21 protein-coding genes and 1 other annotated feature are annotated in these 22,373 nt (G+C 51.2%); of the genes, 7 read left to right on the forward strand and 14 right to left on the reverse strand.

Going from position 1 to position 22,373, the window contains the following annotated elements:
• Positions 1 to 51 precede the first annotated feature (51 nt).
• Entirely contained in the window at positions 52 to 1,782 is a 1,731-nt protein-coding gene (ezrA, locus tag KNP81_RS00830) for a septation ring formation regulator EzrA (RefSeq protein WP_021065600.1), read from the reverse strand.
• A gap of 236 nt (positions 1,783 to 2,018) precedes the next feature.
• Between ezrA and KNP81_RS00835 the strand changes: the two genes are divergently transcribed.
• Both KNP81_RS00835 and rpsD read left to right on the forward strand, forming a co-directional pair.
• Entirely contained in the window at positions 2,019 to 2,501 is a 483-nt protein-coding gene (locus KNP81_RS00835) for a GAF domain-containing protein (RefSeq protein ID WP_214717541.1), read from the forward strand.
• 221 nt (positions 2,502 to 2,722) lie between these two features.
• Entirely contained in the window at positions 2,723 to 3,322 is a 600-nt protein-coding gene (gene rpsD, locus KNP81_RS00840) for a 30S ribosomal protein S4 (protein ID WP_029595169.1), read from the forward strand.
• Positions 3,323 to 3,365: 43 nt separating this feature from the next.
• On the opposite strand, the gene KNP81_RS00845 is transcribed toward rpsD, so the two are convergent.
• Both KNP81_RS00845 and tyrS read right to left on the reverse strand, forming a co-directional pair.
• Entirely contained in the window at positions 3,366 to 3,992 is a 627-nt protein-coding gene (locus tag KNP81_RS00845; RefSeq protein WP_214717543.1) for a GTP pyrophosphokinase, read from the reverse strand.
• A gap of 107 nt (positions 3,993 to 4,099) precedes the next feature.
• Positions 4,100 to 5,347, reverse strand: a complete 1,248-nt coding sequence (gene tyrS, locus KNP81_RS00850) for a tyrosine--tRNA ligase (RefSeq protein ID WP_214717545.1) — start codon at positions 5,345 to 5,347, stop codon at positions 4,100 to 4,102.
• A gap of 47 nt (positions 5,348 to 5,394) precedes the next feature.
• Positions 5,395 to 5,592, reverse strand: a binding site (T-box leader).
• A 167-nt stretch (positions 5,593 to 5,759) separates the two neighbouring features.
• On the opposite strand from tyrS, the gene KNP81_RS00855 reads away from it, so the two are divergent.
• The gene (locus KNP81_RS00855) at positions 5,760 to 8,237 is read left to right on the forward strand and encodes a transglycosylase domain-containing protein (RefSeq protein WP_214717547.1); all 2,478 of its coding nucleotides are present in this window, start codon (positions 5,760 to 5,762) and stop codon (positions 8,235 to 8,237) included.
• 44 nt (positions 8,238 to 8,281) lie between these two features.
• Here KNP81_RS00855 and acsA read toward each other — a convergent pair whose 3' ends face one another.
• Positions 8,282 to 9,988, reverse strand: a complete 1,707-nt coding sequence (gene acsA / locus KNP81_RS00860; protein ID WP_214717554.1) for an acetate--CoA ligase — start codon at positions 9,986 to 9,988, stop codon at positions 8,282 to 8,284.
• 155 nt (positions 9,989 to 10,143) lie between these two features.
• Here acsA and KNP81_RS00865 point away from each other — a divergent pair, with 155 nt between their 5' ends.
• From KNP81_RS00865 to KNP81_RS00875, 3 genes are read left to right on the forward strand one after another with little or no spacing between them, the layout of a single operon-like run.
• On the forward strand, positions 10,144 to 10,773 hold the full coding sequence (locus tag KNP81_RS00865) for a GNAT family N-acetyltransferase (protein WP_029595165.1): 630 nt from the start codon (positions 10,144 to 10,146) through the stop codon (positions 10,771 to 10,773).
• Positions 10,774 to 10,785: 12 nt separating this feature from the next.
• Positions 10,786 to 11,418: an acetoin utilization AcuB family protein gene (locus KNP81_RS00870; RefSeq protein WP_214717556.1), complete on the forward strand. Its 633-nt coding sequence runs from the start codon at positions 10,786 to 10,788 to the stop codon at positions 11,416 to 11,418.
• A complete protein-coding gene (locus tag KNP81_RS00875; RefSeq protein WP_214717558.1) occupies positions 11,415 to 12,584 on the forward strand; it encodes an acetoin utilization protein AcuC in 1,170 nt (389 codons plus the stop codon). The genes KNP81_RS00870 and KNP81_RS00875 overlap by 4 nt, the downstream gene beginning before the upstream one ends.
• A 50-nt stretch (positions 12,585 to 12,634) precedes the next feature.
• Here the strand turns inward: KNP81_RS00875 and ccpA are convergent, their stop codons facing one another.
• The 4 genes from ccpA to KNP81_RS00895 all read right to left on the reverse strand — a co-directional run bounded on the left by ccpA (position 12,635) and on the right by KNP81_RS00895 (position 16,261).
• Positions 12,635 to 13,648 carry a catabolite control protein A gene (ccpA, locus tag KNP81_RS00880; RefSeq protein WP_021065590.1) on the reverse strand — a complete coding sequence of 338 codons (1,014 nt, stop codon included), beginning with the start codon at positions 13,646 to 13,648 and terminating at the stop codon, positions 12,635 to 12,637.
• A gap of 126 nt (positions 13,649 to 13,774) precedes the next feature.
• Positions 13,775 to 14,866: a bifunctional 3-deoxy-7-phosphoheptulonate synthase/chorismate mutase gene (locus tag KNP81_RS00885; RefSeq protein ID WP_214717562.1), complete on the reverse strand. Its 1,092-nt coding sequence runs from the start codon at positions 14,864 to 14,866 to the stop codon at positions 13,775 to 13,777.
• Between the two features lie 137 nt (positions 14,867 to 15,003).
• On the reverse strand, positions 15,004 to 15,720 hold the full coding sequence (locus KNP81_RS00890; protein ID WP_214717564.1) for a YtxH domain-containing protein: 717 nt from the start codon (positions 15,718 to 15,720) through the stop codon (positions 15,004 to 15,006).
• A 22-nt stretch (positions 15,721 to 15,742) separates the two neighbouring features.
• Entirely contained in the window at positions 15,743 to 16,261 is a 519-nt protein-coding gene (locus tag KNP81_RS00895; RefSeq protein ID WP_021065587.1) for a DUF948 domain-containing protein, read from the reverse strand.
• Between the two features lie 173 nt (positions 16,262 to 16,434).
• Here KNP81_RS00895 and KNP81_RS00900 point away from each other — a divergent pair, with 173 nt between their 5' ends.
• On the forward strand, positions 16,435 to 17,547 hold the full coding sequence (locus KNP81_RS00900; RefSeq protein WP_214717566.1) for an aminopeptidase: 1,113 nt from the start codon (positions 16,435 to 16,437) through the stop codon (positions 17,545 to 17,547).
• Between the two features lie 40 nt (positions 17,548 to 17,587).
• Here the strand turns inward: KNP81_RS00900 and KNP81_RS00905 are convergent, their stop codons facing one another.
• From KNP81_RS00905 to KNP81_RS00930, 6 genes are all read right to left on the reverse strand, one after another.
• Entirely contained in the window at positions 17,588 to 18,040 is a 453-nt protein-coding gene (locus KNP81_RS00905; RefSeq protein WP_021065585.1) for a Dps family protein, read from the reverse strand.
• A 101-nt stretch (positions 18,041 to 18,141) separates the two neighbouring features.
• A complete protein-coding gene (murC, locus tag KNP81_RS00910; protein ID WP_214717568.1) occupies positions 18,142 to 19,449 on the reverse strand; it encodes a UDP-N-acetylmuramate--L-alanine ligase in 1,308 nt (435 codons plus the stop codon).
• 88 nt (positions 19,450 to 19,537) lie between these two features.
• A complete protein-coding gene (locus tag KNP81_RS00915; RefSeq protein WP_214717571.1) occupies positions 19,538 to 20,497 on the reverse strand; it encodes a hypothetical protein in 960 nt (319 codons plus the stop codon).
• A 53-nt stretch (positions 20,498 to 20,550) separates the two neighbouring features.
• Positions 20,551 to 21,171 carry a YtpR family tRNA-binding protein gene (gene ytpR, locus KNP81_RS00920; protein ID WP_214717573.1) on the reverse strand — a complete coding sequence of 207 codons (621 nt, stop codon included), beginning with the start codon at positions 21,169 to 21,171 and terminating at the stop codon, positions 20,551 to 20,553.
• A 48-nt stretch (positions 21,172 to 21,219) separates the two neighbouring features.
• Positions 21,220 to 22,011: a DUF1444 family protein gene (locus KNP81_RS00925; protein ID WP_214717575.1), complete on the reverse strand. Its 792-nt coding sequence runs from the start codon at positions 22,009 to 22,011 to the stop codon at positions 21,220 to 21,222.
• 5 nt (positions 22,012 to 22,016) lie between these two features.
• On the reverse strand, positions 22,017 to 22,328 hold the full coding sequence (locus KNP81_RS00930; RefSeq protein ID WP_021065580.1) for a thioredoxin family protein: 312 nt from the start codon (positions 22,326 to 22,328) through the stop codon (positions 22,017 to 22,019).
• Between the last annotated feature and the right edge of the window lie 45 nt (positions 22,329 to 22,373).

Genomic DNA, 22,373 nt, shown 5'->3' on the forward strand with positions numbered 1-22,373 from the left:
AAAAGATTGACGTACACGTTAATTCCCGTTTACGTCAATCTTCATGCATCATTATTTTCGTAATAGCTCTTGCTGTTCCAATCCTTTTTCAACGCGTTGGCGAATCTCACGGGCCGCACCTTCATCGAAACGTCCGAGGACACGCTCGCCAATCTCGACGGCCGTCCCATACTCACCATGTAAAAACTTGTTCTCGGCGAGCGTCAAGGCGATATGCACCTCGTTGTCGCGACGGCGATAGCGGTTCGCATACTGCAGAAGCTGTTCGGCGTACGTGACTTGGCGCAAGAGCGCTTTGACCCGGTCCCGGAAGTTGTCCATCGTCTCTTCGACGTCGTGGCTGAGGCCGACGATATACGTCATATTAAACGGTGCTTTCTCGAACTGTTCATCCAACGATTGCACGCCTTTTTGCAACTGGCGCATATCGCTCGTCAAATCAGTCGGAACGACCGGCATGGCGCTCTTCGCGAGCAAACGGCGATGGGCAGACAGTTCGCGCTTCCATGACTCGAGTTTGTTGCGGACTTCGAGTTCTTCTTTGCGAAGGGAGTTCGTGTTCTCGATGAACCGTTCATGCATCGCACTGAACTGATCGAGCGAACGTTTCGCTTCTTGTACTTTCGATTTAATCATGCTGAACGGAATCATCTGGGCGACGAGCGCCTGTTCGATGTCGAGTACGTTCGCTGTGAGCGTCGCACGCTCCCTTTCGAGCTGTTCAAACTCTTCGCCGACACGGGCATTAATCTCGTAATTGCTGACGAGGCGGGTCATCTCTTGATGGAGACGAGCCATGACTTCACTCGTCTGGCGGTCACGTTCTTTCACGGTCGCGAATTCTTTTTTCACGTATTGGCGTGCATCGACTTCGGTCCGGAACGCTTCGAACAGCTGATCGATGTCCGAGCTGAGCTGTTGCATGTCCATCTCGAAATGATCGAAGTCGAGTTGTTCAATCCGGTCCATGAGCGCGGCCCGGCGATCTTCCGCTTGCTCGATCTCTTCCATTAAACCGAGCGGCTCAAGCGCGTAGCCGTCCATTTGCATCTCTTTATGACCCGAGCGCAACTGGTTGAGCTGTTGTTTCAAATCGATTTGCACCGTGCGCACGAACTGCGGGATGACGCCGACGAGTTCACGAATCTTCGTCACTTTCTCAGACAAGACTTGGCCGGCGATATACGCCTCCGACACTTGTCCTTCCTGCTTCAACGTGATCATCTCGGTCCGCTTCGCTTCCGCTGCCGCGATTTCAGACTCGACGAGCTCGTATGTCGGGCCAAACGCACTGTTTTGGGCGACGAGTGTCTTCCGGAATTGATACAACTCTTTCTCGTCTTTTTTGACGATATCGAGAAGCGACGAATGGTGTTGATTGAACTCATCCATCTCATCGAGCATGGCGTGTACCATCGACTCGAGCTCTTCAATCAACTGTTCCGTCGCGTTCAAATCGGATTTCACTTTAAGGAAGCGATATTTGTCCAAATCTTCTTCGGCATGATAGAGCGCCTCATCGATTTGTCCCGTATGTACGCTGACGAGTTCGTCCCACGACTGATGCCATCGTTCGAACTTTTCTTTCGTCTCACCTTCCATCGGCCATTGTTTGAACTTCTGCAGTTCAGCCGGCACACTGGCGCTGAGCACACTTTGTTTGCGCATGTCTAAATCATCAATTTTCTGGTAAAAATTCCTTCGCACGAGCATGCTTCCCAGCATGGCCCCTAATGCGATGACAATGATTCCAATTAAAATTCCGTAGATTCCGTAATCCATCTCTGTCACAACCTCCAAGCCGCTTTCATGGACTTATGTATCTAAATGAATAAATGAAGTATTTTATGAGTATAGATAATACTAATCATATTATAGAACCAATGATTTGCATAGGTTTTCCAACGGTTTAGGGAGAGAATGTTATTTTTCACACGAATCTTTTGAGAAGACAAACCGAAAAAATGCGTGTACCATAATGCTAATTCATCTTGCATTTATTAATAGGAGGGAATCACATGTTCCAAACAACGACTTACACTGGCGACTTGGCCGCTGGTTACGACCTGCTCAATAAACAGCTGGCAGCACTTTTAGAAGGTGAGACGAACCGTGTCGCCAACTTATCGAACGCGAGCGCCTTGCTCAACCAGTTCCTCGACCGCATCAACTGGGTCGGCTTCTATTTAACTGAGGGAGAAGACGCCCTCATCCTCGGACCGTTCCAAGGCCTTCCGGCTTGTGTCCATATCGCGTTCGGCAAAGGTGTCTGCGGCACGGCAGCCTCGACGCAAGAGACACAGCTTATCGCAGACGTCCATCAATTCCCGGGCCACATCGCTTGTGACGCGGCTTCTAACTCGGAAATCGTTGTCCCTCTCGTCCGAGACGGCAAGACGATTGGCGTCCTCGATATCGACAGCCCCGAGTTCGATCGTTTCTCAGACATCGACCGTCAAGGGCTCGAGCAATTTTGCCAGACATTACTTCGCTTCATCTGATTGACAAGCGAATCGTTTCGTCGTATACTGATTTTTGTGCATGAAATGACGATAGCAGTCATTGACAGACGTATCCACCTTTCGGGCCTCGACTGAGTCGGAGGAGCATCTCGTAGCTTCGCTATCAAGTGAAGGTGCTTGAACCTAGAAAGGGGCGTCACCCGTCTTTGACACCGTTGTTCTTTTGTGCAAAATACATGAACAACAAGGAGGAGTCCAACATGGCTCGTTACACAGGTCCAGCTTGGAAACTCTCGCGTCGCTTAGGCATCTCGCTTAGCGAAACGGGTAAAGAATTAGCAAAACGTCCTTACGCACCAGGTCAACACGGAAATGGTCGTCGTAAAATCTCTGAATACGGTCTTCAGCTTCAAGCGAAGCAAGCACTCCGTCACATGTACGGAATCAACGAGAAGCAATTCCGTCGCATCTTCAACGATGCTGGGAAAATGCAAGGTATCCACGGTGAGAACTTCATGTTCTTGCTCGAGTCACGCCTTGACAACCTCGTTTACCGTATGGGTCTCGCTCGCACACGTCGCGGAGCGCGCCAACTCGTCAACCACGGTCACATCCAAGTTGACGGTTCACGTGTAGACATCGCGTCTTACCGTGTAAAACCAGGTCAAGTCATCTCAGTTCGCGAGAAGTCTAAAAACTTCAAAGCGATCGCTGAAGCTCTCGAAGTAGCACCAGCTACAAAAGACTACGTCACATTCGATGCTGAGAAGCTCGAAGGTACATTCGTACGTCTTCCTGAGCGCGCTGAATTGAACGACCAAATCAAAGAGCAACTCATCGTTGAGTACTACTCACGTTAATGCTTTTATCCCCTTCCCTGCCTCGGCAGGAAAGGGGATTTTTTTATTTCTTTAAAATCTGTTCACGAATCCGGCCCATCTGGGTATCGAGCGCATCCGCCATCTTCGCCGCTTCAATCAACTCGAGTTTCGACGCCTCCGGGACGACGTCCTGGTATTTATAATGAAGCTTATGCTCCGTCGCCGCCCAAAAGTCCATGGCGAGCGTGCGAATTTGAATCTCGGCTGGCACCCAGATGACGCGTTCCGCCAAATACACTTTCGTTCGGACGATGAGATGCAAGCTCCGATAGCCGCTCGGTTTCGGATGTTGGATGTAATCCTTAATCTCATCAATTTCTAAATCGTCCCGTTTTTTCAAATGATCGAGGATGGCGTAGATGTCATCACGAAAACTCGTGACGATCCGCACTCCGGCGACGTCAGATATATTGTCCCACAGCGCTTCCACTTCTAGGGGAAGCCCTTTTTGATTCATCTTCCGAATGATGGACGGCAACGTCTTCATCCTCGTCTTCACGTGTTCAATCGGCGAATAGCCGAGCCGCGTCTGCCAATCGAGGTCGATGATGCCGAGATCGCTCTCGAGTTCAGTGATTGCCATCTCGTAGTACCGGAATCGCTCCCGCCATTGATGGAACTGCTCGCCAAAAAATTCTTCGATGTCCATAACAAAGCCTCCTTGTCGTCTATACTTGCTATCGTAGCAGACCGAATCGATGTTGAGTCAGAAAAAAACGTCCATGTTCGCAACATTGGCGGACATGGACGCATGCATCAGACGTGACGGATCACGAAGTATTTTTTCTTACCGCGACGGATGATGGTGAACTCACCTAGCGTATCGGCGCGTGTCACCATTTTATCGAGCGACTGTTCCCGCTCCCCGTTCAAGTAAATCGCCCCGTTTTGAACGTCTTCACGGGCTTGACGTTTCGATGGTGCAATCTTCGCTTCGACGAGAATGTCGACAAGGTTGCGCTCGCCTTCGAGCTCGAACTGTGGCATGCCCTTGAATGCGGCATCCATGTCTTCTGGTTTGAGCGTTTTCAAGTCGCCACTAAAGAAGGCAGTCGTGATACGTTGCGCTTGATCAAGACCCGCTTCTCCATGGACGAGCTTCGTCATCTCTTCGGCGAGGCGACGTTGGGCGGCACGCTTCTCAGGTGCAGCGGCCACTTCTGCTTCGAGCGCCAAGATGTCTTCGTGCGACATGAACGTGAAGTATTTGATGAACTTGATGACGTCAGCGTCGTCGACGTTAATCCAGAACTGGTAAAACTCGTACGGTGTCGTCTTGTCGGCATCGAGCCAGACTGCACCACCCGCCGTCTTCCCGAACTTTTGACCGTCCGACTTCGTCACGAGTGGCACCGTCAACCCGAACGCCTTCTCCGAGTGACCGAAGCGGCGGATGAGTTCGAGACCGGCCGTGATGTTGCCCCACTGGTCGCTGCCCCCGACTTGAAGGCGGCAGTTCTCGTTTTCGTACAACTTCAAGAAGTCGAACGATTGTAACAGCATGTATGAGAATTCCGTGTACGAGATTCCTTTCTCCAAACGCGAGTCGACCGAATCTTTGGCGAGCATGTAGCTGATCGGGAAGTGTTTCCCGATATCACGCAAGAAGTCGATAATCGACAACTCTTCCGTCCACTCGTAGTTGTTGCGGATTGAGATCGGATTTTCACCTTCAAGCGGGAGGAAACGGCTCAATTGGTCTTTAATGCGATCCGAAAATTCTTTGACCGTGTCGAGCGTGTTGAGCGAACGCTCGTCCGAACGACCGGACGGGTCACCGATCATGCCGGTCGCCCCACCGACGAGAGCGATGACGTGATGTCCCGCCTCTTGGAAACGTTTGAGCGTCAAAATCGGGAGCAAGTGCCCGATATGGAGCGAGTCCGCCGTCGGGTCGAATCCCGTGTATAATGCCGTCGGTTTTTTTAGTTGTTCAGCTAACCCTGCTTCGTCCGTCAATTGGTTGACGAGACCTCGAAATTCTAAATCCTTCAATAATTCCATCTGTTCCACTCCTTCGATTGACATAAAAAAACGTCCCTTCTCATATGAGAAGGGACGGAGATTCCGCGGTACCACCCTAATTGCCACAGTTGTGGCCACTTGTAGCGAGAGATAACGGTCTCGACCCGGCCGAACGGCACGCTCCAAAAGTGTAATTCATCGATTGACATTGGCTAGTTCACAGCACCCACTAGCTTTCTGGACAAGCGGTCAGTCGACTACTTCGCTTTCTTCATAGCGTCTTTGTTTATGGACTATGCTTTACATTTTATAAGTTCCATTTCCAAATTGTCAACTGGAAGATGGAAACTTGCATCCGACAGTGGATTGGGAGGAAGGTCGGCAACGAGTTGTGCTATAATCGTATATATTACTGTCCAAAATAGTTTTACACCATATTAAGGAGGCTGTCATGCTGCAAAAGATTCGAGACATATGGAACCAACCTAAGTCCTTGAAAGCCCGCCGTTATGCCAATGTATTTTACGATGTGTCGTGGAACGTCCTGCTCCTAACGATTATATCGGTCGTTCTCATTGGATTTTTAGGCGCCGGGATCGGAGCGGGGTATTTCGCTTCTCTCGTCAAGGATATGCCGGCACCTGCATATAAGACGATGACGTCACAAATCAACACCTACTCATCGACTTCTGACATTTATTTTGGAAGCGGTGAACGAATCGGAAACTATACGACGGATGAAGTACGGGTTCCGGTTGCCGTCGATAAAGTCTCTCCGTTCGTCGTCGACGCGTTGCTCGCCACAGAGGACGTCGAGTTTTACGAACACGATGGTGTCGTCCCGAAAGCGACGCTCCGCGCCATCTTACAAGAAGCGACCGGGTCTGAAGACCGGACCGGTGGCTCAACGCTCACCCAACAGCTCATCAAGAACCAAATGCTGACGAACGAGGTGTCGTTCGAACGAAAAGCGAAAGAGATTTTACTCGCCCTTCGCCTCGAGAAAGCAATGAACAAAGATGAGATCTTGAACGCGTACTTGAACGTCGTCTCATTCGGGCGAAACTCGATGGGACGCAACATCTCAGGGATTGAAGCGGCCGCTCGCGGTGTCTTCAACACATCGGCTGAGAAGTTGACGTTGCCACAAGCTGCTTTCCTCGCCGGGATTCCGAAAAACCCGTTCTTGTACACACCGTACTACCAAGGCGGTGTCATTAAAGAGGACGTGGCACCGGCTATCAATCGTATGAAGACGGTACTCAACCGGATGTACGTGGCCAAGAAAATCACAAAAGAAGAATATGATGCCGCATACAACTACGACATCACAAAAGACTTCATGAAGACGCAATCGAAGCCGCGTGACCGCTATCCATATGTCGTGCAATGGGCTGAAGAAGATGCCCTCATTATCGTTCGGGACCACATGCTTAAACAAGACGGCGTGAACGTGAACGAATTGAGCGCAGAAGAGCGCAAAGAAATTACGAGCACGTACGGACGTCGCGCTCACAACGCACTCCGCCAAGGTGGATACAAGATTCATTTGTCGCTTGATAAACAAGTCCACGAATCGATGCAACAGCCGGCCCGAAACGTCAATAACTTCGGACCTAACAACTCACCGAAAGTCGACCCTGACCAAGGTCCGGAGCAAACGGCAGCCATTATGCTCGAGAACAAGACCGGTCGCATCCTCGGATTTGTCGGTGGTCGCTACGTAAACGGCAAGGCCGATGACTTTAATCGCGCCCGTCAAATGGAACGTCAAATTGGATCGACGGCGAAACCGCTACTCGTTTATGCGAATGCAATCGAGAAAGGATTCATCACGACGGACACCGTCATCATTGATGAAAAGTACAAATATCAAAATGGTTCAAATCCGAACACCGTTGAAATTAACAATGAAGACTTGACGTTCCGAGGACCGATGACAGCTCGTGATGCGCTGAAACAATCTCGAAACGTTCCTGCCGTTAAAATTTACGAAGAACAAGGCGATTTCAGAGGGGCCACGGAGAAACTGCTCCAAATGGGCATGAATGTTCCTGAAGATACGCGTGATGCCCCATCAATGGCACTCGGTGTTAGTTCAGTTAAGTTAGCCTCCCTTGCTTCGGGTTATGCGATGCTCGCCAACGGCGGTGAACACGTCGAACCGTATATCATCGACCGTGTCGAGTACCAAGGCGAAGTCATTTACGAGAAAAATCCGAAGAAGACACGCATCTATTCGGATCGTACAGCCTACTTGATTGTCGATATGCTCCGTGACGTCTACACGTCAGGAACAGCGACGTATGCCAACTCGCTCTTGAACGTCCCAGGTGACTGGATGGGCAAAACCGGAACCACCCAAGATCGTCGCGACTCCTACTTGGTCGGTTCGACGCCAGGTGTCACTCTTGCCGTCTGGACCGGTTATGATAAAGAAAATGGTTTGACAGACGGAGGTGTCTATGGCCGTTACTACCAACGGACACAAGGTATGTGGTCTAAGATTGCCAACAACGTCTATCTCGATCGTCCAGAAGTGTTCAATTCGAACGCTCGCTTCGTACAACCGGCTAGCGTAAGAGCTGGCGACTTCGGTGACTCTGGTTCATTCTCTGAGAAGAAAAAAGTCGAAGAGAAGAAGAAGAAGGAAGAGGAAGCGAAGAAGAAAGCCGAAGAAGAGGCGAAGAAGAAAGAAGAAGCCGAAGAGAAGAAACAAGAGGCTGAAGAACAGAAACAGGAAGCTGACGCTGCTGCGAAGGAAAAGGCAGCGGCTGACGCAAAAGCGAAAGCAGAAGCCGACGCAAAGAAAAAAGCGGAAGCTGATAAGAAGAAAGCTGAAGAAGAAGCAAAGAAGAAAGCCGAAGCTGAGAAAAAGGCTGAGGAAGACAAGAAGAAAGAAGACGCCGAAGCTGCAGACGGCGCCTAATCCGACAAGAAAGGTCGACACGTCGCGTGTCGACCTTTTGTCGATCAATCTTCCATTGTCGATAAGTCACCCGTCTCGAGGTTCAACTCCCATGCTTTCAAGACGCGACGCATGATTTTCCCGCTTCGCGTTTTCGGCAATTTGTCTTTGAACTCGATCTCACGCGGAGCCGCGTGAGCCGCGAGACCTTCTTTGACGAATTTTTGAATCTCCGCCTTCAACTCGTCCGACGGCTCATAGCCTTTACGGAGCGCGATGAACGCCTTGATGATCTCCCCGCGTACCGGGTCCGGTTTCCCGATGACACCGGCCTCGGCGACAGCTGGGTGCTCGACGAGACGGCTCTCGACTTCGAACGGACCGACCCGCTCCCCTGCCGTCATGATGACGTCATCGACGCGGCCTTGGAACCAGAAGTAACCGTCCTCGTCCATATACGCCGAGTCACCCGAGACGTACCAGTCACCCCAGAAGTAGCTCTCATACTTGGCGTCATTCTTCCAAATTTTCCGCATCATCGACGGCCATGGCGTCTTGAGTGCCAAGTTGCCCATCCGGTGCGGCGGGAGTGGTTGACCTCGGTCGTCTAAGATGGCCGCTTCACAACCCGGGATAGCTTTGCCCATCGACCCCGGTTTGATATCCATCGTCGGATAATTGCAAATCATCATCGCACCGGTCTCTGTCATCCACCACGTGTCATGAATCCGCAATCCGAACGATTCGTTCCCCCAACGAATGACTTCCGGATTGAGCGGTTCTCCGACCGACAGGATATGGCGGAGTGACGACAAATCATATTTTTCAAACGCCTCTTCTCCGGCACCCATGAGCATCCGGAACGCTGTCGGCGCGCTGTACCAGACCGTGACACCGAACCGTTCGATGACCGAATACCAGAACTCAGGATTGAATCGTCCCCCGACGATCACGTTCGTCGCCCCGTTTAAGAAAGGTGCGAAAATCCCGTAGCTCGTACCCGTCACCCAACCTGGATCGGCTGTGCACCAGTAAATGTCATCCGGTTGCAAGTCGAGCACCCATTTGCCGGTCATCAAATGCTGCACCATGGCGTTATGGACATGCAAGACACCTTTCGGTTTCCCGGTCGACCCTGACGTATAATGCAAAATCATACCGTCTTCGCGGTCGACCCACGTGATGTCGAGATCGGTCGAGGCATCACCCGCCAATTTGCGGTAGTCGATGATTTTCCCTGCCTCTTTTACCTCGTCACCGACGATTAAAATCGTCTCCAAGTGCGGGAGTTGATCGACCGGTATACGCGGTAGGAGCGCCTCGGTCGTGACGATGACTTTCGCTTCCGAGTCGAGCAGACGGTCGTGGACGGCTTGCTCCATGAACGCCTCAAACAACGGACCGACGATCGCCCCGAGCTTGAGTGTACCGAGCAAAATAAAATAAAGTTCTGGACTCCGTGGCATGAAGATGAAGACGCGGTCGCCTTTCTCCACTCCAACCGATTTCAGAACGTTTCCGGCCCGATTGCTTTCTCGTTTCATGTCCTCATACGTGTAGCGCTCTTCTCGTTCCCCATCGAAATAGAGCAACGCCAGCTTCGTGGCGAGTTCACCTTCTGCGTGACGGTCGATTGCTTCGTACGCCGTGTTGACGTTCCCCGTCAAATCCCAAGAAAATAATGCTTCTGCTTGTGTCCACTCGAACGACTGACAAGCATCTTCATACGACGCCAATTGATGTTCCCCTGATAACGCTTTCAATTTTTCCATCGCTAAAGATTCGCCTCCCCTGTAATGAATGGTATAACCACTTTCAGTATAGTGTTAATATTATGACAAATCAATGAATTTCCAAAATCTCCAAAAGAGTGTGAAACAAGCTAAATGAAAGCGCTATAATAGAAGGTGGAAAAGGTGGTGACTCCATGGAAAAACAATATCATTCAAAGGTGTGGGAAACCTCACTAGGAGCCGTAATCATCGATGGACCGATCGAGAGCGACGTGTTGGCCACGTATAGGCTCGATGAGGGATTGACCGCATTTCGTGAACCTGAGGACCAACACAAGGCGCTCGTCGAAATCGCTGACTTGAAAGAAGGCCGCATCATCGTGGCCCGCGTCGATGACCTCGTCATCGGTTATGTCACGTATTTATATCCGGACCCATATGAACGTTGGAGCGAAGGGAACGACCCCTATATCCTCGAGCTCGGCGCGATCGAAGTGAGCCCGCGCTTCCGTGGCCAACGGATTGGCAAGCAACTGCTCGAAGTGTCGATGATGGACGCGCATATGGATGACTTCTTGATTTTGACGACCGAATATTATTGGCACTGGGACTTGAAAGGGAGCGGGCTCTCTATCTGGGACTATCGGAAAGTGATGGAAAAGATGATGAACCACGGCGGACTCGTCTTCTTCCCGACCGATGACCCCGAGATTGCCTCGCATCCGGCCAACTGTCTCATGGCACGGATTGGCAAGAACGTCCGGCAAGAAACGATCGACCATTTCGATTCGCTCCGGCTGCGGCGCCGATTCATGTATGACTAAGGAGGGAACTGGATGTTGATTGAACAAATGATGAACCGTCATGTCGTGACGATTCAACCGACCAACACGATCGCCCATGCGGCCAAGCTCATGCGTGATCATCAAGTGCGCCATCTCATCGTCACCAACCCGGCCCAACAAGTCGTCGGAATCGTCGGCCAGTTCGAGATGAGCGGAGCGACGAGCGTGTTCCATCCGGAGAGTGAGAGCGCCGACTTCAAAAACCCCGTTTCGAGCATCATGCGTCAAGATGTGACGACGGCACATCCGTACGACTTCTTCGAAGATGCGGCCGCTCTGTTTTATGAGTATCGCCTGACCTGCCTGCCGATCGTCGAACAAGGCAAACTCGTCGGCGTCTTGACCGAGACAGACTTATTGCGTTACTTCGTCCAATTGACGGGCGCGCTCGAGCCGAGCTCTCAGATTGAGCTCTTGGTCGAGAACACGACGGGGACGCTCGAGAAAGTGACCCGGCTCCTCGCCAAGACGAACGTCAACATCATCAACGTGTTCGTTCACCCGACGCCCGACCCATATAAACGCATCATCTCGTTCCGCGTCCAGACGATGAATCCGCTCCGCATCATCGAACGGTTGAAACGCGAGGGTTATGACGTGCTCGGTCCGGAGATGTCCCAATGAGACCGGCCTACATATTCGGGGAGAACGAGAACTCGTACCGCTTCCATGCGGATCATCCGTTCAATCCGGTCCGCCTGGAGCTGACGACGTCCCTGCTCATCGCCTCAGGTAAACTTCAGGCTTCCGAGTGTATCGCCCCGCCCCTCGCCTCGGTCGAGTCGCTCGCGCTCGTCCATGACCTTGATTATATCGAAGCGGTTCAAGCGGCGGCGGCCGGTGAGCTGTCGACATTGAAAGCGAACAAGTTCGGCCTCGGCACTGAAGACACGCCGATTTTCCCAACCATCCATGAAGGAGCGGCCCGGCTCGTCGGGGGCACCGTTCACGCGCTTGATTTGGTCGCGAGCGGTAAACTGGAGCGCGCCTTTCACGTCGGGGGCGGCCTCCATCACGGGATGAGGCGGAAAGCGTCTGGATTTTGCGTGTATAACGACGCGGCGGTCGCCATCGCCCACGTCCGTAAAGCGTACGGCATCCGGGTCCTCTATGTCGATACTGACGCCCACCACGGAGACGGCGTCCAATGGCTGTTTTATGACGATGACGATGTGATGACGTTATCTATCCACGAGACCGGCCGCTACCTGTTCCCGGGGACAGGAGCCGTCACAGAGCGCGGCAACGGGAATGGGTACGGCTATAGCTGGAACGTCCCGGTCGATGCGTTCACCCAAGACGAGTCGTTCTTGCGCTGTTACGAGACAGTGTTCCGGGAAGCGTGCGAATGGTTCAAGCCGGATATCATCGTGACGCAGAACGGTGCCGACGCCCATGCCTTTGATCCGTTGACACACCTTGCCTCGACGATTCGGACGTTCGAACAGATTCCTCAAATAGCCTCTCGACTTGCCGACGAGTATACGGAAGGAAGACTCGTCGCCCTCGGCGGCGGCGGCTATGATTGGTATCGGACCGTACCCCGGGCTTGGGCGCAAGTGTGGGCCGGACTGACGCGCGAGGCGCCGTACAGCGGCGACATTCCGCCCGAATGGATCGAGCAGTGGCAGGACAAAGCGGATTTAGCCTTGCCGACACGTTGGGATGACCATCCGTACACGTTCCAACATATTCCCCGACGCCAACAAATTGAGGAGAAAAATTGGGAAGTGACGAAACGGGCGTTCTGGCCGTTCATTTCGAACGATCGCAAATCACTATATGTCTAAAAAAATCCCCTCGTCCGCGGAGTGACTCCGACAGGCGAGGGGATTTTTATTCAGTCTTGACGTACCGAATCGCGACGTTCGATGCGGTGCGGCAAGACAACGTTCTTCTCTTCGACTTCTTCCGCATTCAAGATTTTCGTCAAGAGACGCATGGCAACGGCACCGATGTCATACATCGGTTGGACGACCGTCGTCAATTTCGGACGAATCATCGTAGCGAGACGCGTGTTATCATGGCCGACGACTTCAAAATCGTTCGGGACCGAGAAACCGGCGTCTTGAATCGCGTGAATGACACCGAGTGCCATCTCATCCGTACCGGCGAAAATCGCTTTCGGGCAATCGTCACGTTCGAGCATCTTCTGCATCGCCTCAAGGCCTGATGCGTACGTGTAATTCCCAAGGACGACGTCACTCTCACGGAACGGGAGTCCGGCGTCGTCAAGGGCACGGCGGTAACCAGAGAATTTCTTCTCGCCATTGATTTGTTGCTCGAGTGGACCTGTGATGAAGCCGACTTGTTTATGGCCGTGGCCAATCAACATTTCGGTCGCATCGTATGCCGCTTGCTCATAATCGATATTGACCGCAGGGAGGTCATACCCTTGGTTGAGTGTCGCCGCGAGGACGATTGGGACCGGTGACTTTTTAAACTCGTTGACGAGGTCTTCATGCAGACGACCGCCCATGAAAATGATGCCGTCGACTTGTTTCCCGAGCAATGTGTTCAACAAATGGATCTCTTTGTCACGGTTCGAGTCCGAGTTCCCGAGGATGATGTTGTACTTGTACATCGTCGCGACGTCCTCGATTCCGCGAGCAAGGTCTGCGAAGAAGATGTTCGAGATGTCTGGGACGATGACGCCGACCGTCGTCGTCTTCTTACTGGCCAGTCCACGTGCGACAGCGTTCGGACGATAGCCGAGACGGTCAATCGCATCCTGGACTTTCTTGCGGGTCGTCGGTTTGACGTTCGGGTTTCCGTTGACGACGCGTGAGACGGTTGCCATCGACACCCCGGCTTCTCGTGCGACATCATAGATGGTTACATTGTTACTATTCATTAAAACTCCTCCTACAAGCAATGATTTTCAAACGATTTTCAAAAAACGTGTCAAAAAAGGAAGACAGGTATCTGTCATCATTTTACCCTGTCTTCACGCTATATAAAACGTTTCCAATTGGAAAGCTTACTTTTTCACCAAATCAAGTTGAGGGAACTGGGCCGTTAGCCCGTCCACGAATTGATCGAACTGATCGAAATCGAGTTGTTGCTGGGCATCCGATAAGGCGATGGCCGGGTTCGGGTGTACTTCCACCATGACCCCGTCCGCCCCGACTGCAAGCGCCGCTTTGGCCGCTGGCAGTAATAAGTCGCGTCGTCCTGTCGAGTGAGTCACGTCGACCATGACCGGCAAATGCGTCTCTTGTTTCAAAATCGGGACCGCGGTGATGTCGAGCGTGTTGCGTGTCGCCCGTTCATATGTCCGGATGCCGCGCTCGCACAAGATGACTTGGCTGTTGCCGCTCGCCATGATGTACTCGGCCGCATAGATGAACTCTTCAATCGTAGCCGATAAGCCACGCTTCAAGAGCACCGGTTTATCCGTCTTCCCGACTTCTTTCAGCAAGTCGAAGTTTTGCATATTGCGCGCACCGACTTGGATGATGTCCACGTATGGAAGTGCCGATTCGACCGCACCAGGCGTCATGATTTCAGAGATGACCCGTAAGTCATGACGATCTGCCGCTTGCTTCAGCATTTTCAATCCCTCGAAGCCGAGACCTTGGAAGTCGTATGGTGAAGTACGTGGCTTGTACGCCCCGCCCCGCAAGATTTTCACTCCGGACAGCGCCAATTTCTCAGCGACGGCGTTCACTTGCTCAAACGATTCGACCGCACATGGTCCCGCAATCAGTTGCGGACGTCCATTGCCGATTTTGACATCATCGAGCGTGACGATCGTGTCTTCGGCTTGGCGTTTCCGTGAAACGAGCAACGTCTTGTCACGGTCTTCGCCTTGCAGTTCGGCCGAAGCTTTAAACATCTCTTTGAACAGATGTTGCAAGCGAGCCGTCTCGAAAGGACCCGGATTCTCTGCCGCGATGAAGTCGAGCATCTCACGTTCACGTACCGGATCGTATCGCTCCACACCTTGCAGACGTTTTACTTTTCCAATCTCAACAGCGAGTGTGCCGCGGCGGCTGAGCAAGTCGAGCATCTCACGATTCAACTCATCCATCTCGCGACGTAATCGATTCAACTGATCTTGTGGACTCATAATTACCCTCTCATTTCTAAGCCGTTCTTTCCAGATTCCTAATTATAACGAACTTTAATCGCTTTGTCATAGGGAAATGGGCTGACGACACAAAATCAACAAAAAAAGCGCCCGGATGGTCCCGGACGCATCATCACTTATTTGTTGCCGTTTTTAAGGTCTTGCTTCAAGTTGTTCAATTCTTGTTTCGACTCATCGTCGAGCAAGTCTTTCACAGGTGCCTCGAAGTCTGACTCATAGTCTTCCGACTGGTCACGGCTGCTCGTTGTGTTTTGTTTGTTTGCAGCCGATTTCGTCGCGTTCGATTTGTTCGCGTTCGGCTTACTGTCTGATTGTTTCGGTTTGTCTGTCGACGCTTCTGACTTCGACGACTCGTTTGACTCATTTGAGGCTTTCGCTTCGTTCGAAGCTTTTGCTTCGTTCGACTGCTCTTCTGAAGCCTTATCGAGTTGCTCTTTCACTTCGGCTTCCGCCTCCGCTACGAGTTGGTCAGCTTTCTCCATCGCTTCTTCGATTGACAATTCGTCTTCATCGACTTGTTGTTTCAATTCAGCCGCTTCACGGGCCTTGTCTTTGACGAGGTTTAAGACCGGAGCCGCTTTATCGCTCGCTACTTTAATCCATTCGCCGACGACCGGTTCTGCTTTTTCACGAACTTCTTTCGACTTGACGGTCAATCGCTCACGCGACGTCGCCGTTTTCTCGTCGAGGTATGTCCGTACTTCACGTCCGCTCTTCGGTGATGTGAGGAGTGCTACTGCTGCACCAATCACGCCGCCGAGGACGACACCTGCTAAAAACCCACCGCTTGATTGCTGTTCATTCGTATATGTCTTGTTTTTGTCGTATGTCATCGTTACTTCCTCCTTGTGATAGTTATGATTTGATTGTATCGTCTGTCGCAATCAACCCTGGTGAAACCGTAGTCGGTTCTTGTTTACGGTCCCGACGGCCGCGACGACGTGATGGTCGTTCGTCTGAAGACGTTTCTGTTTTGTTTTTCTTAAATAATTCTACAGCGACCGATCCCCAACGTACCGCTTGGGCAATCTGCTCTTTATTCTCGTCTGCTGCTACGTGAACAGAAGAAGAAACCGTCCGTACCGACTCTGTCACTTCGTTGAGTGACGTGCCGAGCTCATCAAGGGCGTGTGCCACCGGTGCGAGCAATTCCGTTTTCTCTTCGACGTTATCCACGAGACGGTTCGTCTTATGTAAGAGCGCCGTCACTTCCATTGTAATTCCGTCTAATTGACGTTCTAAGTTTTCAGTCGTGTTGGCGACGCTGCCGAGTGTCCGATTGACGTTCGACAAGACACGTGCCAAGAAAAATACGAGTACGACAAATGCGAGTGCTGCGACGAGCCCTGCAATGCCTCCTAATGTGATTTCCATGCATCCATTCCTCCTATTCGATAATGTGGTGGTTTCATTATAGCACCATTATGACTCAAAAGATTTGTCACAACCGTTTTCGCCATCCGGTCTGATTATTCCTTTACCCGTTTTTATGTTTTCGATTACACTAAAATAGAAATAAATTTAAAAAAGTTAAAAGGGGTGTTCGTATGAGAGATCCAAGAATCACGCAACTCGCTGATGGATTAATCAATTATTCAGTCGAATTGAAACCGGGGGAACGCGTTCTCATTGAAAATTTCGGCGTCGAGGAATCGCTTGTCGAAGCGCTCGTCGAAAAGGCGTATGAGGCTGGGGGGCATCCGTTCGTCTTATTGAAAGAGAGCCGCATCTTGCGCAAACTTTATACGGGAGCGAGCCGGGAACAGCTCGAACTCATGGCCGATATCGAACGCAAACAGATGCAAGCGATGGACGCTTACATCGGCCTTCGTGCCGGTGACAACATCAACGAACTGTCAGACGTTCCGGCCGAGCAACAAAAACTCGTCGGGGCCACTATCGGTAAAATGCATACCGAGGACCGCGTCAAAGGAACGAGATGGGTCGTGCTCCGTTATCCATCGCCGTCGATGGCACAACTCGCTGGTAAATCGACTGAGGCGTTCGAAGACTTCTACTTCAACGTCTGCACACTCGACTACGGTAAGATGGACCGGGCCATGGACGCGCTCGTCAGCCTCATGAATGAGACCGACCGTGTCGCAATCAAAGGACCAGGGACGGACCTCACGTTCTCAATTAAAGACATTCCGGCCATCAAGTGTTCTGGCCAAATGAACATTCCGGACGGTGAAGTGTTCACAGCGCCGGTCAAAGATTCGATCAACGGTGTCATCACGTACAACACGCCGTCACCGTATCACGGCTTCACGTTCGAGAACGTGTCGTTGACGTTCAAAGATGGAAAGATTGTCGATGCGACAGCGAACGACACAGACCGAATCAATGAAGTGTTCAATACGGACGAAGGGGCACGTTTCGTCGGCGAGTTCGCCATCGGCGTCAACCCGTACATCCAACATCCGATGAAGGATATCTTGTTCGATGAGAAAATCGACGGCAGTTTCCACTTTACACCGGGTCAGGCGTATGACGACGCTTATAACGGCAACAACTCGTCAATTCATTGGGACCTTGTCAATATCCAACGCCCTGATTACGGCGGCGGTGAGATTTGGTTCGATGACGTCTTGATTCGTAAGGACGGTCGTTTCGTCGTCGACTCGCTCTTGCCACTCAACCCAGAGAATTTGAAATAACAAAAACAAGCGTGCCGATGGCGGCACGCTTGTTTTTTCGTTACAGCTTCGTCTTTTTGCCGAGTGCAGCCGACATCATCCAAATCTCTTTCTCGAGTCGTTCGATATGAGACACGAATGTGTCCTCGATGGCTTCGTCCCCGTCTTCGAAGTTCTCCATCGCGTCTTGCATCTCTTGGCGAATCTGTTTGAAGTCGCTGATGACATCTTTGATCATCTGCTCGGTATCCGCGTGGCGGTCCCCTTCTTGCAGCGTCGAATGTTCGAGATACTCCTTCATCGTCGCATACGGTTCGCCATCGTTCATCAATAGACGTTCCGCCACGTCATCGTACAGTTCGGCGACCAGATTATACAGTTCCTCTAATTTTTCATGATACGTGAAGAAGTGAGGGCCGCTAATGTACCAATGGTAGTTGTGCAGTTTGACGAATAAGAGGCCATAGTTGGCTACCTCTTTGTTCAATGTGTTTAGTGCGCCTTGACTTGCCATCCTTAACATCTCCTTTTCCAAATTCAGTCGCTAGTATTATTACCGTCTTAGCTCGATGTTAAACACAAAAAAACGAACGGCATCAGCCGTTCGCTCTCGATTCACGCTTCAAGTTGGACGTGTTTCTCATATTCGCGTTGATAGGTCTGGATGTCCCCAGCCCCCATGAACAGGAGGACGGCATTGCCATGTGCCTGGAGCACTTGCGTTCCGCCGCGCTTCAACACGTTCGCGCCTTCGATACGCGATTGCAGGTCTTCAATCGTGACCGTACCTTCTTGTTCGCGAGCCGAACCGAAGATGTCACACAAGTAAACGGCATCCGCTTCGGCTAATGCCGCAGCGAAATCATCCATGAATGATTTAAGACGCGTGTACGTGTGCGGTTGGAAGATAGCTACAACTTCACGGCCGACGTATTTTTTACGCGCCGCTTCCACTGTCGCACTGATTTCCCGTGGATGGTGGGCATAATCATCCACTAACACTTGGCTTCCGAGCGTCGATTCGCTGAAACGACGTTTCACGCCGTTGAACGTCTCGAGGCGGTCTTTGACCAACTCTTTCGGTAAGTTCTCGTAGTCACATGTCGCGATGACGGCAAGTGCGTTCAAGACGCTATGGTTCCCGTATCCTGGAATCCGGAACGTCCCATAGAAGTCGTCACGCAAATACACGTCAAACGTCGTCCCGTTATCCGTCGAGTTCACGTTCTCGGCGCGGAAGTCGTTATGAGCGCCAAAACCGTAATAGACGATTGGCACGTTCGCTTGAATGTGTTGAAGATTTTCGTCATCCCCGCAAGCGATGATGCCTTTCTTCACTTGCTTGGCCATCTCTTGGAATGCGTCGATGACATCATCGAGTCCTGAGAAGTAATCAGAATGATCAAAGTCGATGTTCGTCATGATGGCATAGTCCGGACGATAGTATAAGAAGTGACGCTTATACTCACAAGCCTCGAAGACGAAGTTTTTCGAGTCTTCGACACCTTCACCCGTACCATCGCCGATCAAGAATGATGTCGGCTCGATGCCACGCATGACGTGGGCCAACAGACCTGTCGTCGATGTTTTCCCGTGAGATCCAGTGATGGCGACACTAGTATAGTGGTCAGCCAACTCGCCTAGAAACTCATAGTACTTGTATATCGTCAATCCGAGTTCACGTGCCCGAACAACTTCAGGGTGATCGTCTGTGAAGGCGTTACCTTGGACGACGATTTGCCCTTCAGTAATGTTTTCAGGGTCAAACGGAAGGATTTCAATTCCTTTACGGTTCAATGCTTCTTCAGTAAAAAATGCTTTGTCAACGTCCGAACCTCGGACCTCATTATTCATGTCATTTAAAATTTGAGCTAAAGGACTCATGCCCGTTCCTTTAATTCCGACGAAGTGATAACGGTTCATCTGTAAATAGCCCCCCTAATTCATTGCGGTCTGTTTCAAAAATGCGACAAACCTTTGTCATTATAGCAAAACTACCGGAGTCATGCTATTACAGATTATTGTTTTTTTTAGCCAATCGGCGACTCTTGTACATCGCCATCCGGTCTTGCGGTGTCATCATGACGTTGAGCGGAGGGCCATCCGCTTTGTATGACACGCCCATGGCGGGCGTCAATGTTTCTTCATCAGGCACATCGACCGGTTCGTCCGACTGTAATGTTTTCGCAACATCCTCAACAATCGGTGCCACCGTCTCGACCGATGCTTCAGTCGGCAACGATGGTTCGGTCACATCTTGTTTTTCTTCACGAACGGCAATCTTTGACGATTTCAAATCGGTCGACCCCATGAAGACCGAAGCAAATCCGCTCTCTACAATCGAGACTTCCCCGAGGAGCGGTTTTGTGTCTGATTCATCCTGCTCATCTTCCAAGTCGGTCGGACTCTCATCAATCGGTTCCGACGTTTCTGTGGAAATAATCGACGCTTCGATTGGTGACTCTGTTTGCTCGGCCACCATTTCCTCAAGCGTCTCTGCTACTGGCAGTTCGTCCGCTGTGACATCAAAGTCGGACTGTGGCGTCGTCGCTTCGTCCGTGTCCGGCGCCGATTCATCTACTGATTCGTCCACTGATTCGTCTACTGATTCAACAACGGATTCGTCTACTGACTCCATCACCGACTCATCTACAGAATCAATTACCGGTTCGTTCTCAGGCTCAGGCGCTACGCTTGGCGGCACCGCCTCTGACATTTCCTCGACTGGGACGGCCACTCGCTTCGCTTGACGCATCGCTGAATCGTCTCGCGTCTCCGGAGAATGTTCAGTCGGCAGGATGATTTTCGGTTTCGGTCGGGCGTATCCATAAATCGGAGACGGTACATCCGACGGCACAAATTCATCCTTCGGCTCGGGCTTCGGTGCAGGCGCACCTTTCTTCCCTTCTTGGGATAGTTCGCGTCGAATTCGGTCTGCTTGCTGTTTTAATGAACGTTCATATGCATCCATACTTGATTCCTCGCTTTTTCACTCAATCCTATTTAGCAAAAAATCGGTCGAGTTTAGCGACCGATTTCAAATGCTTTACCTACTTCATATTCGTCATCTAATACGAGAATTCCTTTTTCTTGCGGTGCATCAGGCAAGTTCAATTCACGCGCCGAACAGATCATCCCGTGTGAGCTCTCACCACGTAATGTAGACGGGCGAATAATCAAACCTGATGGCATGACTGCCCCCGGTTTCGCGACGACGACTTTTTGGCCGGCCGCGACGTTCGGTGCGCCACAGACGATTTGGACCATACCTTGGTCAGTCTCGACCTGACAAATCGACAATTTATCGGCATCCGGGTGTTTCTCAGCTTCTTTGACATAGCCGACGACGAATTTAGGGGTGAAGTCCACGCCCGACAACTCGGCTTCGATATTTTGTTTGCGCAAGATGACACCGAGCGTCTCAATCAATTCGGCCGTCAATTCGACCGGTCCATGCCAATCGCTGACATCAAAATAGTTGCTCGCGTTGAACACGTTGTAGCCATTGACTTTCCCTGTCGTCGACTTAACGATGGCGACATCGTCTTTCCGTTCAACAACTTGATGATGGCGATCGCCTTCTCTTAACAGGACCATGAGGACATCGCCGATTCCTTCACGGTTATAAAAAGCATTGATTTGCATACGTAAAAACGCCCCTTCTTTCAAACTAGACACAAATAGTTTAGCAGATTATGCGTCGGTTGGTGGGTTCTTTTTTCCGACAATGAAAATTGGCTCGAGTACGCCAGCCTCATAATGGAAAGAAAGAGCCGTCACCGGAATCCGACCGTTCGTGAAAAAGTCGAACATGAGCTGTTGCATCGCATCATAACCCTGATCGTTGCGGATGTCCGCGATAATCATGACGTCTTGGTGCGGCACTCCGACGAGCATATCGCCTTCGATGCGGCGTTCCATAACTCGTAAAAAGTCATCGTTCAAGATACGTGACGCCTCGTAGCCGTCCCGTGCCGCCAGGAAATAGAACGTGTTGCCGGCAACGGTATCTTCTTTTAAATCGGTCGGTAATTTTTTGACGTTATTCCGCGCCAACTCATCAAGGCGTTCGAGCGTCATTCCGCCCAAATGTCGCTCTTCAATCAATCGATAGCCGTTACCCAAATCTAGGGCGTAAAAGACGGCGGTCTCAGCTGTATGCGGCGTCATCGCCAATGTCTCGCCCCGTTTCGTCTCGGTCGAGAACGAAGCAGAACGGATGACAGGATAAAGATTAGCCTCATTACCCGCTAATGTAATGTCATCGTCCGCGGTGAGCGCTGTCTTGATGTAGTCTACGACCTCATCGACAGCGATTTCCCCTCGAACTTTTGTTTTCGCTACGAGCGGGGCGAGACGGATGTTGACGCCGAATCGATCGGTCGCCCGTTCGATGCGCAACACCTCATTCTCGCGGTCGTACGAGGTCCGGTATCCGTCAGTGAACTTACTTTCGAGATGACGACGTAATTCATTCCGCTCCATTTGAATCACCCTAACCCATGAAGGAAGGCTTCGACTTGCTCCGGCGTCTTCCGTTCGCGTCCGACATAGCGGTCGACTTCTTGTCCGCCGTTGAAAGCGACGAAACTTGGAATTCCGAAAATGTCGAGTTCTTGCGCAAGCTCCATCCATTCATCACGATCGACGTAATAAAATGACCAGTCTGAGAACTTCGCTTCAATGTCCGGCATGAATGGGTCGAGGAAACGGCAATCGCCGCACCACGTTGCTGAAAACATGAGGACGCTCTTCCCTTGTTTCGCTGCTGTATATTCGTTCATCGTTGTCAGTTGTTTCATCTTCACCACTCCTGTTCTTTTTTCCTCATTCATGATAGCATAAGT

The sequence above is a fragment of the Exiguobacterium sp. s149 genome (genome assembly GCF_018618395.1).
Taxonomy (GTDB): Bacteria; Bacillota; Bacilli; order Exiguobacteriales; family Exiguobacteriaceae; genus Exiguobacterium; species Exiguobacterium chiriqhucha.